At 46.4% G+C, this 16,497-nt stretch carries 5 protein-coding genes and 1 pseudogene; 1 reads left to right on the forward strand and 5 read right to left on the reverse strand.

Annotated elements, in window-relative coordinates:
* On the reverse strand, nucleotides 1-3,959 hold a 3,959-nt coding region (locus tag QT992_RS08580), incomplete at its 3' end, for a DUF4347 domain-containing protein (RefSeq protein WP_333376825.1).
* Nucleotides 3,960-4,310: 351 nt separating this feature from the next.
* On the opposite strand from QT992_RS08580, the pseudogene QT992_RS08585 reads away from it, so the two are divergent.
* Nucleotides 4,311-4,454: pseudogene (locus tag QT992_RS08585) on the forward strand (DNA-processing protein DprA); the annotation flags it as partial.
* A 139-nt stretch (nucleotides 4,455-4,593) separates the two neighbouring features.
* Here the strand turns inward: QT992_RS08585 and QT992_RS08590 are convergent.
* The 4 genes from QT992_RS08590 to QT992_RS08605 all read right to left on the reverse strand — a co-directional run bounded on the left by QT992_RS08590 (nucleotide 4,594) and on the right by QT992_RS08605 (nucleotide 16,299).
* Nucleotides 4,594-12,618: a DUF4347 domain-containing protein gene (locus QT992_RS08590; RefSeq protein WP_333376827.1), complete on the reverse strand. Its 8,025-nt coding sequence runs from the start codon at nucleotides 12,616-12,618 to the stop codon at nucleotides 4,594-4,596.
* Nucleotides 12,619-13,075: 457 nt separating this feature from the next.
* Entirely contained in the window at nucleotides 13,076-13,954 is an 879-nt protein-coding gene (locus QT992_RS08595; protein WP_333336010.1) for an inositol monophosphatase family protein, read from the reverse strand.
* A 108-nt stretch (nucleotides 13,955-14,062) separates the two neighbouring features.
* Nucleotides 14,063-15,187: a cupin-like domain-containing protein gene (locus tag QT992_RS08600; protein WP_333336014.1), complete on the reverse strand. Its 1,125-nt coding sequence runs from the start codon at nucleotides 15,185-15,187 to the stop codon at nucleotides 14,063-14,065.
* A gap of 251 nt (nucleotides 15,188-15,438) precedes the next feature.
* The gene (locus QT992_RS08605) at nucleotides 15,439-16,299 is read right to left on the reverse strand and encodes a sugar kinase (RefSeq protein WP_333336017.1); all 861 of its coding nucleotides are present in this window, start codon (nucleotides 16,297-16,299) and stop codon (nucleotides 15,439-15,441) included.
* Nucleotides 16,300-16,497: the final 198 nt, after the last annotated feature.

The following is a 16,497-nucleotide window of genomic DNA, read 5'->3' on the forward strand; positions in this document are numbered from 1 at the left end:
AGTTTGACTGTATAACTGCCATTCGCCCCGCCTTCTGTAGCAGTTGTGCTCGTAGGTGTAATGCTGACACCTGCTGTGTCGTTGTCGGTAATAGCTACATTTACATCCTGAACCGTCTGACCGCTATACTTAGTGTCGGTACTGGTAACAGTGTGAGCGATCGTCCCGCTGTGCGTGCCTTCGGCTTTGCTGTCGTCGGTAGCGGTGACAGTGACAGTTTTGGCAACATTCCAGTTAGTGCTGTCAAAGATAACAGGCTCGATCGCATTTATTTCACTTCCGGCATTAAAGTTAATGGTAACAGGGGCGATCGGCTGGCTGTTGAGTTTGACTGTATAACTGCCATTCGCCCCGCCTTCTGTAGCAGTTGTGCTCGTAGGTGTAATGCTGACACCTGCTGTCTCGTTGTCGGTAATCGCTACATTTACATCCTGAATTGTCGTGCCGCTATACTTAGTGTCGGTACTGGTAACAGTGTGAGCGATCGTCCCGCTGTGCGTACCTTCGGCTTTGCTGTCGTCGGTAGCGGTGACTGTGACTGTTTTGGCAACATTCCAGTTAGTGCTGTCAAAGATAACAGGCTCGATCGCATTTATTTCACTTCCGGCATTAAAGTTAATGGTAACAGGGGCGATCGGCTGTGACGTTAACTCGATCGCATAACTGCCATTCGCACCGCCTTCTGTAGCAGTTGTTGCCGTGGGAGTAATAGAAATACCAGCGGTATCATCGTCCTTATTGCTAAGGCTAACATCCGCTACATCTTTGTTGCTGTAATTCGGATCTGTACTAACAGTAGCCGCCGTGACTATTTTGTAGTCAATATTGCCGTCAACAATGCTATCATTAACCCCTGTTACTGTCACCGGCTGCAGTGTATTCCAGTTAGCAGGAGTGAAAGTTAAACTATTAGTCGAAACTGTTCCTTCTGCAACATTGTTACTGCTCAAACCGATAGTCACATCAGCAGTCGGCTGAGTATTCAAAACCACACTAAAGTTAGCTTTAGTGCCATCTTCACCAGTAGTTAATCCCGCCGTCGGATTCACCGTAATTCCCGGAGTTTCATTGTCACTGTTGGTGACGGTGACATCTTCAGGATCGAGGTTAGTGTAATTAACATCGGTACTCACAGCAGCAGCCGTGACAATTTTGTAAGGTTTAGGGCCATCAGCTACTAAATCGTCAACACCACTTATCGTTATTGGTTGCGGTTGATCGTAGTTAGCAGAAGTGAAAGTTAAGCTATTAGTTGAAACGGTTCCTTCTGCAACATTGTCACTCCTCAAACCGATGGTAACGTCAGCAGTTGGTTGAGCGTTGAGTTTGACTGTAAATTCTGCCTTGCCACCAACTTCACTTGTAGTTAATCCCGATATTGGGTTAACTGTGAAACCGGCAGTGTCATCATTAGTAATAGTTGTGGTAGCAGTAGCAGTGGTAATTGTCGGGGTTACGCCTGGGCTGGTGGGATTTGACAGGGTGACGGCTATGGTTTCGTCGGGTTCAACTAGGGTGTCGCCTAATACATCGAGAGTAATGGTTTTGGATGTTTCATCGGCAGCAAAATTAATTGTGCCAGTAGCAGTAGTTGCGCCAGAAGTGCCACCGATGTTGTTGTAATCGCTGACGTTTGTAGCTGTTCCGGCGATCGTATAATTGACACTACTTGCCCCGCCTGTGTTGCCGCTGCGAGTCGCAGTGAAAGTCAGAGGTTTTGTGCCGCTATTGCCTTCGGGAATGCTGGCAGTACCAGCGGCAACGGCATAAGAAACAGTACCGTTTGCTGCAATATTTAATGTTGTTTGTTTGGTTGTACCTGCAATGCCTCCGGTGATTGCGCCAAAGTTAAGGATTGCGGTTTCGGCGGTTTCAGGGAGATTGTCGGGTTTGATAGTAACTGCAACATTCTGGGTGAGTGCGTCACCTGTTGCACCGGCGGGGAATGTAATCGAGGTAGGCGAAAAGGCGTAGTCGGAATTTTCGGTGGCTGTGCTGCTCTTGTCGATGACAATTGGTACTGTTACATCAGCAAAAGGAGTGCCGCCGCTGATGGTGACGGGAATATTAACTACTGTGTCTGTTGTTCCTTCTGTGCCACTGTAAGTTGCAGTACCAAAATTAACTGTATTGGGTGTATTTAGCAGCACAGAAACGTTGTCTGAACCGTTATTCGCTACTGCCAAATCCGGGAGAGTATCAGCATTAAAGTTGCCTGCAATAATGGAAGTTGGATCTGTGCCCGCAGCAAAGTTAATGGGTGCACTAAAACCGCCATTGCCGTTGCCTACTAAAATTGCAGCGCCGCTGGTTCCTGTTACTGCTAAGTCAAGTCTGCCATCTCCGCTAAAGTCTTTCACCACAATGCCGTTAAGCCCTGCCCCTGCGTTAACAGTAGTGGCCGGGCCAAAGCCACCAGTGCCATTTCCCAATAGAATTGAGACACTGTTAGAACCGCCGTTAGCTGTGGCTAAGTCGAGGAAATTGTCTCCGTTAAAGTTCCCAGTGGCGATCGAATTTGGAGTTGGCACAGCCCCAACATTAGGAGCTGCACTAAATCCACCCGTACCATTTCCTAACAGAATTGAGATATTGTTAGATAAGCTGTTGCCAACCGCTAAGTCGGGGAAACTGTCAGCGTTAAAGTTCCCTACAACAACGGAACCAGGAATCGCACCAACATTGAAATTAGTGGCAGCGCCAAAGCTGCCAGCACCGTTTCCCAACAAAATTGAGACACTACCCGTACCTTGAGGGTTAGCATTTACCACTGCTAAATCGAGGAAAGTGTCGCTGTTAAAGTTCCCGACACCTATTGAATAGGGAGTGTTACCCACACTAAAAGTGCTGGGTGGACTAATGAGTCCGCCCGTGCCATTTCCTAACAGAATTGACACACTGCTATTACTGCTATTTGCTACTGCCAAATCGGGGAAATTGTCAGCGTTAAAAAGTCCTGATGTGACGAAAACAGGATCAAAACCTACAGCCAATTGGGTAACTGTTCCAAAATTGCCATTTCCATCTCCCAACAAAATTGAAATATTTTCGGTTGATCGGTTGGTCACTACCAAGTCGGGAAAGGTATCAGCGTTGAAAAACAATACATTAATCCCTTTGGGATTTGTCCCCGCGCCAAAATTAGTCGCCACACCAAAACTATTCAAAACATACTCGTAACCCGCTAATACTTCGGCTTCAAATACCAGCGGTGTTTCTATTGAACCGATTCTGACTTCCAGTTCCCAGTCCCCACCCTTTGCTACACTTCCGGTGAGGTTTTGGGAAGCTGCAACATTGGTATTTGTGAGTTGGGCAATTCGTTGGATGAAGGCTACACCGTCTATATCTCTGGCGTGTTCATTATCTATCGCGCATTCATCATCTATGGCGTATTCATCCGATCCGCCAGGGAATGAATTCCCTGTCTCATAGCGAAAGTCCTCTGAAGAGGACTGTTTATTGAGCTTGTTTTCAGTCGGTTTCAACCGACTTGAGCTTTGAGCCGGGGAATTCATTCCCAGGCGGACTTTCGGGTAAGCAGTCGGTTTCAACCGACTTGAGCTTTGAGCCGGGGAATTCATTCCCAGGCGGACTTTCGGGTAAGCGCCAGAGGCTGATGCGACATTACAACCGTAAATGAGAATGTCCGCATCAACACTTAAAGCACTCCGCCACTGCTGCAATTTCTCGGAATAAGTTTCCACATTATCTACACTCAAGCAGCCATTACCCAATTGCAAGCTGCCCGGAGCACCGTGAGAAACAATGTGAATGCTGTCAATATTGGTACGAAGAGCTAAAATTTCAGTAATTTGGTCGATCGCATCTTTATTCCCATCCAAAACGACTACTTCCGTACCCGGTTTTACCCCAGCAATCAAACTTTGATAATTTTCTACTTTAGTATCGATAAAGGCGATCGAACTTAGAGAAACTTGATTATTTAAATTTGGCATAATGCACCTACTAATAGCTAAAAAAAGACAATGATTCCCCTGTTTCCCGACTTGCGTCCGAAACACTTTCTGAATGTTGTAGTAACCATAACTGTTTTTTGAGAAAATCTATATAAAGTTTTCTTTATAAACACTTTTTTAATTAAAGTTTTGATAAAGATGGGGAATTTTATTAAGTAATATTACGGGTTAGCCAGCGCGAGGTGGATGATTTAACACAAAAACAATTCAATAGCAAGTATCATTATACTTAAATATTTTACTCCCCGTGCAGAGTATGGGAAGGAGCATCTAGAAGTAGAGGTTCAGAGGTTTACTAGCAGAGTTTGAGCGATTTGTGGAAGACGCTGTGCGATCGTATCTGGACCGATTTCTTTTGATGTAATTGTGGAAGCGTCTGGATTAGAATCGGGAACAGTTTCTAGTATACTTTTGCAGTTGGAATTGTTGGGATTAGTTTCGCAGTTACCAGGAATGCGATATCAGCGATGCTGATGTGAAAGAAAACTGGGCGGTTGAAACCGCGTCTACACACACAAAATCCGCCGGCGCGGATTGAAGATTATTCGGCGGTTGAAACCGCCGAGTAAGTATGGCCAGGGGATAAGGGATTGCTCCCCCGGCGGATTCAATCTCAAAGCAATCCGAAATTAGCAGCACTAATACTGCTAGCAGAAACTCCGGCCAGAGAAGCTAAAATCTCGCCTGTTTGTGCAAACCGGATTAATGTTGCATCGCTATCTTGGACAATGGCCAATTGCGAGAAAGTCAACCCGTTACCCAACACTAACAAGTCTTGACCGACTTCAAAGTCAGCAACAGTATCAATACCAGAATTGGTAGATAATAAGAAGCGATCGCTCCCTACATCCCCTACTAAGGTATCATCCCCCAAATCGCCACTGAGGAAATCGTTACCCTGACCTCCTAGCAGAATATCATTGCCTTGACCGCCGTAGAGGGTATCGTCGGCTTTTTCACCAATTAGCATATCTTCACCTCGATTGCCAGAAAGGAAGTCACTAGCCGCACCACCAGTCAAAGTATCAAAACCCTTTCCGCCGTAAAGCGTATCGTCCCCAATTCCACCATCTGTTAAGTCGTTCCCCTGATTGCCATTCATCCAATCATTGCCATCAAGGCTAAACAACAAGTCATTTCCTTTTCTACCGCGCAATATATCATCGCTAGCGCTGCCCATGAGGGTATCATCGCCATCTGTGCTCTCGGTAGTATTTTCCCCATCTTTAACGAATTCAATACCGCTTTCTGGGAATGGTTCATCGGGTGTAGATGGTGCGGTAGAGTCATCAGTATCTAAAGTATTACGGACTGTTGGGTTGTTAGCTGTCGCGGACTGAATTTTGGTATTTAGAGATGCACCAGTATTTTCGGAGATCGCCGACTGAATCGTCTTATTTCCGGCTGCGACTTGCAGTAAATCTTGGGCTACTTCTCCTTGTGCAACTTTTTGGATACGGGCGATTTCTGTCGCGGCATCTGAGGGCGAGGTATTGCTGGATGCGAGATCACTAATTCGCTGATTTCCCTCGGCAATAATAGAGGCAGCATCCGAAGCAATACTAGATACTTGCGGTGCTTGCAGTTGACTCGTCGCCGACTGAATAATCGCCTGCACTTGTGTGGAATTGCTTAAGTCGAGAGTGCCAGATTTAATTCGATCGGCAACGGCGGAAATTACGCGATCGGCTATCTCATTTTTAGGGGTAGTTGAAGCACCACTAATTAAATCAGTTATCAAAACAATGGTATTTTGTACCTGAGCGTGGGCTGCATAAACCGCTAAACCATTCGGATCATTTTGAGTAATTGCCTCTAGCGGGTCGTAGCTAGTCAAGTCAATTGCTGACGACAGTCCCAGTGCAGATTTTACCTGAATTTGCGCCTGATTTTGGTCAGTACCTTGCTCGACTAACTCCGTCAATAGGGTAGTTAACGGAGTGACGACAGTAGCATCAGGTGTGGCAAATAGGGGCGTTTGCTGCGGCAAATAAGTAGAGGTATTGATGCCGTCTGTCAGTACAATTTTGCCTTCTTCTGGTTCGAGGTCGCCATTGTTATTTGTGTCGAACGTGTCAAGAGAGACATCTAAGTCAAAGCTGCCATCTGCGTTAGTAATTGAGAACGGTTCGTTTTCATCCTGAACTCCATTAAAGTTGGCATCGAAGAAGACAGTCGCCCCGGCAATGTCACCGTTAATTGCTCTGCCCCTAGTGCTAGAACTCGGCCCCAAACTAAACTTAGCTAACTCAAATGTGGCAAAGCTCTTATCGTAGACTGTTTTGTAATCTAATCCGCAGGGATAAGGTAGCTTGAATTCAGGGGTGATAGTTTTGCGACCGAACGGCGTCCAAACTTTTACTGCTGGAATAGTTTTCTTACAGATTTTCACTGAAATTGACTTAACTTGAGCGCCCAAGAAAGCATTGACTTTTCCTGTGACATCAAACAGTTGCGAGGGTTTGCTAATGCGGGAAGTAATTTCCGATGTTCGGATTTTGCCGTCGCCACCTTTTTTCGGTTGGAATTCTCCAATATCTATCAGATCGATGCCGACTTTTCCTTGAATTCCACCTTTGACATAGCCCTCGGCAATTTTCACATCTAGCCCAGCGCCCACGGCAATACTAGCGTCAAGTGTGAGTTCGTCAACATCTCGTCCTGTGCCGTCAGCATTTTCGCGATCGCTCACATAAAATCCATCCAAAACTTTGCTAGCAGAACCCGCAGCAAAATTAGAGTTTTTCCACTCGCTTAATCCGTAGGTATCGTACCCAAATCCTAGATGAGCTGAAGCACTAAACTTGCCTTCCAGTAAACCCTTGAGCGGCCCCCAAATCGGAAATTTTTGCTGAACCTTAAAGTCAAATCCCAGTTTGGGCATCTGATAGCTGAATACCGGAACATCCGGTTTACCGATCAGCAATTGAATCGCGGTTTGTGGTTTAGTCAAGAGTGGGATGTCAAAACCATCAATATCTTGTAAAGCATTTAAGAAGTCCTTGACCTTGCCGCTTGTTTTGGAGTTGATTTGTTGGTTAGCGGTTTGCTGTACAGCAGTTTTTGCAACCGGGGAAGCATTCTGAAGATTAGCACTTTGATCTGCAACATCTACATTCCCCAGAGTGTAGGAACCCAAGTCTATTTTATCGGGAGAGTTGGCTATTTGGCTTGCCAAATTAACAACTTTATCAACCTTAGCAACCGCATCTAAAAAGCGAGTATCGATATTGCGACCCGAGATTTTTGCTGCCAATTCTAGTACGCTGACTTTGCCATCGCGATTTTTATCAAAAGGCCCCGCTAGACCTAGTTTGGACAGTAACTTGGTGTCGGCATTCAGAAAGTTAATAACGGGTCGAAATGGTTTAATGACATCAGAAATTTTACCGACAATTGGTTTGGCAAAATTATTGACAAATGTCCCCAAATCTAGTTGCATATTGTTAAATGCAACGGTGGGTTTTTGCGGGCCGGTTAACTGACCGTTAGCGTAATTTAGGATGGGCCAATTAACTGCTAAGTCGAAGTTATAGGAGGGGAATGCAGCATTGCCGTTGAGGCTGGTTTTTGCTGTGAGACCGAGATTAGCATTGCTCGTTAAGTTGGCATTGAATAAGTCTTTAAACTGATAGTTGCCTTGCAGTTCTGGCAAGGTGAGGCGAGAGCCATCATTGGGGCCGCCCAGATTGTCTAAGTCTTTCAGCTTGACTTCAAGTTGGGCATCGACTTTAGTAGGTTTTTTGGTATCGTTTGCTAGGTCTACTTGGAAAAAACCTAACTTGCCTTTTGCCTTGAATTGGTCATTTAGGCCCAAGTCAATGTTGGCGGTTAACTTGGTTTGGTCAGTATCTATGTAGCAGCCGAAATCTTTACTAACACCAACTCCCAGTGACAAGTTGAAGTTAAATTTTGATTGGGCTTTGCCATCTACATCTAAGCTTAATGCCGGCACTCCTAAGTTTTTAGAGAGATTGAGATCCGGAAACTGATATTGCTTGCCAAGAGTAATTAGCAAGGTACTTTCATCAGCACTAGAAGTCCCAGTTAGAGCAACATTGAAAATCGGGCCAAGTGCAGTGCGGAGGCTACTTTCTAACTGACTCAGACTTTGATTAGCCCCATTTTTAATCGTATCGACTAGCTTAGTCTTGAAGTTGCCAATAAAATCTGGGGCAATGTCCTTGAGCGGGCCGACAATGGGTAGATTAACTGCCTGTAATTGGTCGTCAAGAATTTTCTCAAGTTTATCCAATCCAGCTTCTACGCCGCACCAATTCTTCTGTGTGTCGATTGTACCAACAGGTGTCGCTGGTGTCGGTGGCGTCGGAGTTGGAGTACCAGTTGTCGGCGTCGGAGTTGGAGTACCAGTTGTCGGCGTCGGAGTTGGAGTACCAGTTGTCGGCGTCGGAGTTGGAGTACCAGTTGTCGGCGTTGGAGTTGGAGTACCAGTTGCCGGTGTTGGTGTCGGAGTACCAGTTGCCGGTGTCGGAGTCGGAGTACCAGTTGTCGGCGTCGGAGTCGGAGTACCAGTTGCCGGTGTCGGAGTCGGAGTACCAGTTGTCGGCGTCGGAGTCGGAGTACCAGTTGTCGGCGTCGGAGTCGGAGTACCAGTTGTCGGCGTCGGAGTTGGAGTACCAGTTGCCGGTGTCGGAGTTGGAGTACCAGTTGTCGGTGTCGGAGTCGGAGTACCAGTTGTCGGCGTCGGAGTCGGAGTACCAGTTGTCGGCGTCGGAGTTGGTGTCGGCGTCGGTGTTGGTGTCGGCGGCGGTGGCGCTACATCGTTATCCGCGATCGCCACTGTCACCCCTGGCACCACAACCACATTATACTTAGCATCACCACTACTCACACTGTGAGTGATATTAGCGCTGTGCGCGCCTTCCACAACCGTATCGTCAACAGCTTTCACCGTAACGGTTTTAGCGACATTCCAATTATCCGCAGTGAAAGTCACAGGGGCGATCGCCTCTATCTCATTACCTGTTGTGAGAGTGATAGTTACAGGGGCGATCGGCTGCGATGTTAATTTGACTGTATAACTGCCATCCGCGCCGCCTTCTGTAGCAGTTGTACTCGTAGGTGCAATGCTAACACCTGCTGTGTCGTTGTCGGTAATCGCTACATTGACATCCTGAATTGTTGTGCCGCTATACTTAGTGTCGGTACTGGTAACAGTGTGAGCGATCGTGCCGCTGTGTGTGCCTTCGGCTTTGCTATCATCGGTAGCGGTGACTGTGACTGTTTTGGCAACATTCCAATTCGTGCTGTCAAAGGTAACAGGCGCGATCGCATTTATTTCACTTGGGGCATTAAAGTTAATGGTAACAGGAGCGATCGGCTGCGATGTTAACTTAACGATGTACGTGCCATTCGCACCGCCTTCGGTAGCAGTTGTAGTCGTTGTTGAAATACTGACACCTACCGTGTCGTTGTCAGCAATCGTAGCAGTCACAGGAGAAATCGTCAGCCCATTATACAAAGTATCGGTACTGACAGAAGTGTGAGTAATCGTGTCGCTGCGGGTTCCTTGGGCTATGCTGTCCTCGATCGCACTAACAGTCACATTTTGAGCAACATTCCAATTATTTGGGGTGAAAGTCAGAGGTGCGATCGCACTAATTTGAGTCCCAGTGTCAAAATTAATCGTAACGTTGGCAGCAGGTGCGGTAGTCAAAACCACGCCGTAGGTAGCCGTTGCACCGCCTTCAGCAATATTTGTACTGCCTGCCGATTGCACAATGGAAACACCAGGACTATCGTTATCAGTAATCGAAGCCGTCACATCGGGCATCGATGAGGCGTTATAACTGGCATCGGTACTGGTAACTGTGTGAGCGATCGTGCCGCTGTGGGTTCCTTGTGCTACACTGTCGTCGATCGCACTAACCGTCACAGTTTGATCGACATTCCAGTTTGTGCTGTCAAAAGTAATCGGTGTGGCGATCGGGCTAATTGCATTGCCAGTATTAAAGCTAATATTAACCGGTGCCGTCGGTTCCGCAGTTAGCTTGACTTTGTAACTGCCAGTTGCGCCGCTTTCTGTAGCAGTGATGTTCGTAGGTGCAATGCTGAAACCGGCAGTGTCATCATTTTTGATGGTAGTTGTCGCAGTTGCAGTAGTAATGATAGGTGTCGGCCCAGGTGCAACAGGATTCGATAGCGTAACCGCAACTGTTTCGTCGGGTTCTACTAATCCGTCGCCTACCACATTTAATGTGATAGTTTTAGAAACTTCACCCGCAGCAAAGTTGATTGTCCCGCTAATACCCGTTGCCCCAGAAGTGTCGCCGATGCTGTTGTAATCGCTGACGTTTGTAGCAGTTCCGGCGATCGTATAATTGACGCTACTTGCTACATCTGTGCCACCGCTGCGAGTCACGGTAAAAGTTACGGGAGTGGTATCACTATTGCCTTCGACTATACTGGGAATATCAGCCCCAATGGCGTAAAAAATTTGCTGGTTAGCTGCAATAGTCAGTGTCGCTTGATTTGTTGTACCAACAAAGTTTCCAGTAGTAATTATGCCAATGTCAAGGATTGCTGTTTCGGCGTTTTCAGGGAGATTGTCGGGTTTGATAGTAACTGCAACATTCTGGGTGAGAGTAGTAGTGCCGGCGGGGAAAGTAACAGTGGTAGGCGAAATTGTGTACTCTGAAGTGGTGGCTGTGCTGCTGGGGTTAATTGCGATCGGTACAACTACATCGCTCAAGGGAGTGGCACTGAGAGTGACGGGAATATTAACAACTGTATCTGCCGTTCCTTCAGTGCCAGCGTAGGTTGCCGCACCGAAATTCACCACAGGTGTTGTATTCAGCAGAATTGAGGTGTTTTGACCGCCAAAGTTCGCCGTAGCTAAATCGGATAAACCATCTTTGTTAAAATCGCCTACAACAATACCTTGGGGATTGGTTCCCACAATAAAATTAGTGGCAGTCCCAAAGCTGCCATTGCCACTTCCAAACAAGACCGAGACATCGCCCGATCCATTGTTGGCTGTAGCTAAATCGACTTTTCCATCGGCATTGAAGTCGCCACTAGCAATAGCAAGGGGTTGTGTTCCAACGCCAAAGTTGGTAGCTGCACTAAAGTTTCCCGTGCCATCTCCTAATAGTATTGATACGTTGTTTGAGGTTTCATTGCTGGTTGCTAAGTCAGGACTGTTGTCCCCGTTAAAGTCTCCTACAGCAATGTATTTAGGGCTATTTCCAACGGTAAAGTTAGTGGCGGGGGCGAAAGTGCCATTAGCATTCTGCAACAGGATTGATACGCTGTTATTATAACCAACGTTCGCTGTCGCTAAGTCAGACTTGCCATCTTTGTTAAAGTCGCCGACCATCACAAAATAGGGATTTGAATAAGAATCTGACCCCAAGCTCAAATTAGTAGCTGCGCCAAAAGTACCATTACCATTTCCCGGCAAGATGGAGACGTTGTTAGAGTATTGATTGGCTGTAGCTAAGTCAGAATTGCCGTCCCCGTTGAAGTCTCCCACAGCGACGGTATACGGACTTGACCCCACACCAAAGTAGGTGGCTGTACCAAAAGTGCCATCGCCATTCCCCAACAGGAGAGAAACATTGTTAGTCGCATTATTAGCCGTAACCAGGTCAGAATTACCGTCGTTGTTAAAGTCGCCTACAGCGACAGACCAGGTAGTGAGAGCGTCTGGCGGACTGGTGTTAAGATTAGTGGCAGCGCCAAATTTGCCAGTTCCATCTCCCAGTGCGATCGAGACGTTGCGATTAACTCCAGTGGTTGCAAAGGCTAGGTCAAGGTTGCCGTCTTTGTTAAAGTCCCCACTCGCAACTTTACGGAGACTATAGGTTATGGGAAAGTTAGTCGCAGCACCAAAAGTAGACAGAACATACTCGTAACCCGCTAGCACTTCGGCTTCAAATACCAGCGGCGTTTCTATTTTCCCGGTTCTGACTTCCAGTTCCCAATCGCCGCCTTTGGCTACACTTCCGGTGAGGTTTTGGGAAGCTGCAACGTTTGTATTTGTGAGTTGGGCAATTCGTTGGATGAAGGCGAAACCGTCTATATCTAAATCTACATCTAAATCTCTCGCTTGTTCCCCGATACCGCCGGGGGTTGAAACCCCCGTCTCATAGCGAAAGTCCTCTGAAGAGGACTGTTTATTGAGGTTGTTACCAGTCGGTTTCAACCGACTTTCGCTTTGAGACAGGGAATTCATTCCCTGGCGGACTTTCGGGTAAGCAGTCGGTTTCAACCGACTTGAGCTTTGAGCCAGGGAATTCATTCCCTGGCGGACTTTCCCAGAAGCGCGAGGTGCTGATGCGACATTACAACCGTAAATCAGAATGTCCGCATCAACACTTAAAGCACTCCGCCACTGCTGCAATTTCTCGGAATAAGCTTCCAGATTATCTAAACTCAAGCGAACGTCGCCGAGTTGCAAGCTGCCGGGAGCACCGTGAGAAACTATGTGAATGCTGTCAATATTGGTACGAAGAGCTAAAATTTGAGTAATTTGGTCGATCGCATCTTTATTCCCATCCAAAACGACTACTTCCGTACCCGGTTTTACCCCAGCAATCAAACTTTGATAATTTTCTACTTTAGTATCGATAAAGGCGATCGCACTTGGAGAAACTTGATTATTTAAAATTGGCATAATGCACCTACTGATAGCTAAAAAAAGACAAGGATTCCCCTGTTTCGCGACTTGCGTCCGAAACACTTTCTGAAGGTTGTAGTAACCATAACTGTTTTTTAAGAAAATCTATATAAAGTTTTCTTTATAAACACCTTTTTATTTAAAGTTTTGATAAAGTTGGGGGATCTTATTAAGTAATATTACGGATTAGCCAAGGCGAGGTGGATGAGATAACACAAAAACAATTTAATAGCAAGTGTCATTATACTGAAATATTAAGAGCGGGATTTTTGATAGATATCTGCGCTCAGGTTCCGCCATTCGTTTCAAGCCCTGGCGGACTTTCGCGCAATGGTGGGGGCGGGTTTACGAGATAATTGGTTAGGCAATTATTTCTCGTAAAACCCGCCCCTAAAACTTATTCGTTACCATCTTTACGGGCGATTCCCTACGGGATAGCTTCGCACGCGCAGACTTACTTCAAACTCGCATCTATCCCCGTTAAAATCTCATCAGCTTGCCCGCACAAAGCAGCGTGACAGCAACCGTTACTCGCCAACAATCCCCCCCACTGACTCACATCTCCCCGGTTATATTGCAAAGCAGAACCGTCAAAACGAGTAAATTGACCGCCCGCTTCAGTCAAAATTAATTCCGGTGCCGCCAAATCCCAATCTTTCGGTGCAGACTTTCCCGAAAGCGCAATATAAACATCAGCCTTTTGTTCGACAATTGTCGCAATTTTACAGCCGATACTACCCACCGCTATTTGATTTTGACAGGGCAGTTTTTGTAACAATTGATTAAAGCGATCGCCCCGGTGACTGCGGCTAGTTACTATAGATAAATCTGCCACTATATTTCGCGCCGAAACCTGCAATTTTACCGCAGAACCGTCCCGATTTTCCCCAAAAGCACCAGCATCGCGGATTGCGTAATAAATCTTTTGCTGTTCGGGCCAAGCCACAACTGCTAATATCGGTCTTCCCTCGAAGGCTAAAGCAATGTGAACTGCAAATTCCCCTGTCCTGTCAATAAAATCTCGCGTTCCATCCAAAGGGTCAATAATCCAAACCCAACTTTGAGGTAAGGGAACTTGACCGTTGGTTGTCAAATAAGATTTGTAAGTTTCTTCGCTGAGATAGCCAAATTCTGCATTCCCTAAAGCCGACTGCAATTCGTCGAGAATGTAAGAGTTGACAGCGACATCGGCGGCGGTGACGGGGCCATCTTTTTTCTCTTGGATGTCGAGGTTAGGAGTGTTGGAGTCCTGCCGATAATAGGATTGTAGGATATCTGATGCACTCCAGGCGATCGATCGGGTAATTTCGCTGATTTCTTCGAGAGTTTTCATGAATTTATTTTTTTTGAACCGCAGATAAACACCGATTAACGCAGATTTCTGTAGGGGCGGTGCGACCCCTACTCCCCGTGCCCGCCCCTGGGAACCATACATTAGCAATTACCAATTAATATGAGGATATTTCCATTCATAATAATTAGGAAACACAAAATTAGTAAACGAAACCGAAATACTAACCTCCAATGATTTTACATGATGCCACCAACCAACCGGAATAAAAATAGCCTCTCCCGGTTCCAAAATTACTTCAATAATTTTCGCATCTCTGTAAAGCGGGTATTTGTCATAATCTGGATTTTCGCCGTCCACCTTGCTGAAAACTCCGACGTGATTGTAAAGCAGAGGTGTTTGTTGCGGAGAAATCAATTTAATTAGTTTGCGACCAGACACTTGCGCTAAAATTAAATTAACTGGGTCGTGGTGTAGGGGCGTAATCGTGCCTTTCGGGCCGAACCAAAAGAAAACTCTGCCTTTTGTATCCGTTGGATTGAGGTATTCTGGGAATATTTCAATGTCGTTAAATAGCGGTTTAAATTCCTCTCTTTCCAGAGTTTGGTTGTTAGCAACCATGTAGTAATCGTTGCTAGGCCCGCCCTTGACCACCATGTCTACATATTTGCGGAACAAAACAATTTTTTTGTGATTTTCTATCTTGATTTCGTAATTCGGGTCGGAATTGCGGTTGGCTTGAATTTGTACCTCTGCATCGCCGTATTTTTCTTGCAAATACTCCGGCGTCCACAACTGCAACGCTTTCCAGTTGTGCATGATATTGGTAATAATTACTGGAGTATTTTTGGCGTAGTAATTTTCGAGAAAATATTCTCTGGAAAGGCTGCTTTTGCGTTCGATTGTCCCAAACTTGGAAGACAATGCAGCTAATTGATTGTTAATCCTGAGATGCGATTCTAATTTCTGCAATAACTGCACGTAATGGCTACCTGCTTGGAAGTAGGGATGAGAGGATATTTCTCTAACTTCTGCGGTGGCTGTTTCCGCATCTATGCCGGTATTTATTAAGGCTTGAATGATTTCGGCGTCTGGTTGATTTAATAATTTGTTGGCAGCCACCCACTGTTTCATATTGTCGGGAAGTTCTTGTTTGCTTGGGGTGAGTAGATTGGGCAAGTTTTGTGTCAGCCATTCTAGGTTAACTTGCTGTTGTTCTGTTAGGGTAATCCGCAAAGGGGGAAGGGTGATAGTTAGGGGTTGGGTGTCAGACATGATTCGGGTATGTTGTTTTGGGAGTGTTTTGTGTGACTTTAACTTGTCTTACTAATATAGCAATTTTGTTAACGAACCGCGAAACTTCACAGGCGAGACGCCTGTTCCACGGGCGCGAAGGAAGAGAAGAGAGAAGTTCACAACTTTTGTCGAGGTTGCTGTCAAGATTTTAACTCAACAAGTGTTGCCCGTTCAAGTTTTCTAGCTTTGAGCGGTTTTAACCGGAGAGTTGGGTTAATTTTTAATTAAAATTAACTCTTATTCATCCAGTCGCGGGTTCCGAAGTTTTTGCAGGAATGGGAAGCGATTTTAGCGGCGGCGGTGAGAGTATCTGTAAAGTTGTTATTTTGCACAATGTAGTGACAGAAAGCGCCGTGAAAGATGTCGCCGGCGCCTAAAGTGTCTGTGGCTTGGATTTGAGGTATTTCTATACTGCCGTAAGTGCCACTGCTGAGGTATAAAATTGATTTTTCGCCGCGAGTGATGGCAATATGGGAAATTCCGGCTGCTGACAGGTAAGCAAAGACTTGTTCGGAATTGTCGCAGGTGGGGGGATGAAAATTCTCGGAACATACCGCCCATTCAACGAAAGGCAATATTTCCTCTAATCCGGGTTTCCAACTGCCACCGTCGAGGACAATGGGAATGTTTTTTGACTTGGCAAGTTGAGCAATTTCTTTGCTGGCTGCGATTTGATGTCCGTCAAGCAGTACAATATTAACTGATGTTAAAATATCCGGGTTAATTGTTTGACTGTCAACTTGCGATTTCGTAGCATTGATGGAAATTACCGATCGATCGCCCGTTGCTTCAGTTACAATAATCGAGGAAACTGGCGGCGAGTGCGATCGCCCCGGTTCCAAATCAATTATCCTGACATTATACTCCGCTAAGTCTGCACGAATTAATTGGGCGATCGCGTGAGTGCCCAAAACCCCAGCCCATACCGCCGCATTCCCCAAATAGCTAAAAGTGACCGCAGCATTAGCCGCCGGCCCGCCCGCAGCAATGGTACAATCAGAAGCAACAACTTTCTGATTTTCACCCGGAGGCTTCTCGGCCAAATAAACTAAATCTAAAGTCGCCAATCCCAAAAATAATCCAGTTTTCATATCTTCTTAAATATGTGGCATGGGCCTGTGGCATGGGCGTCCCGCCCGTGTCCCATCTGCGTGGCATGGGCGTCCCGCCCGTGTCCTCTCTGCGTGGCATGGGCGTCCCGCCCGTGTCCCATCTGCGTGGCATGGGCGTCCCGCCCGTGTCCCATCTGCGTGGCATGGGCGTCCCGCCCGTGTCCCATCTGCGTGGCA

It is taken from the genome of Microcoleus sp. T3_D1 (genome assembly GCF_036700405.1).
Classification (GTDB): Bacteria; Cyanobacteriota; Cyanobacteriia; order Cyanobacteriales; family Microcoleaceae; genus Microcoleus.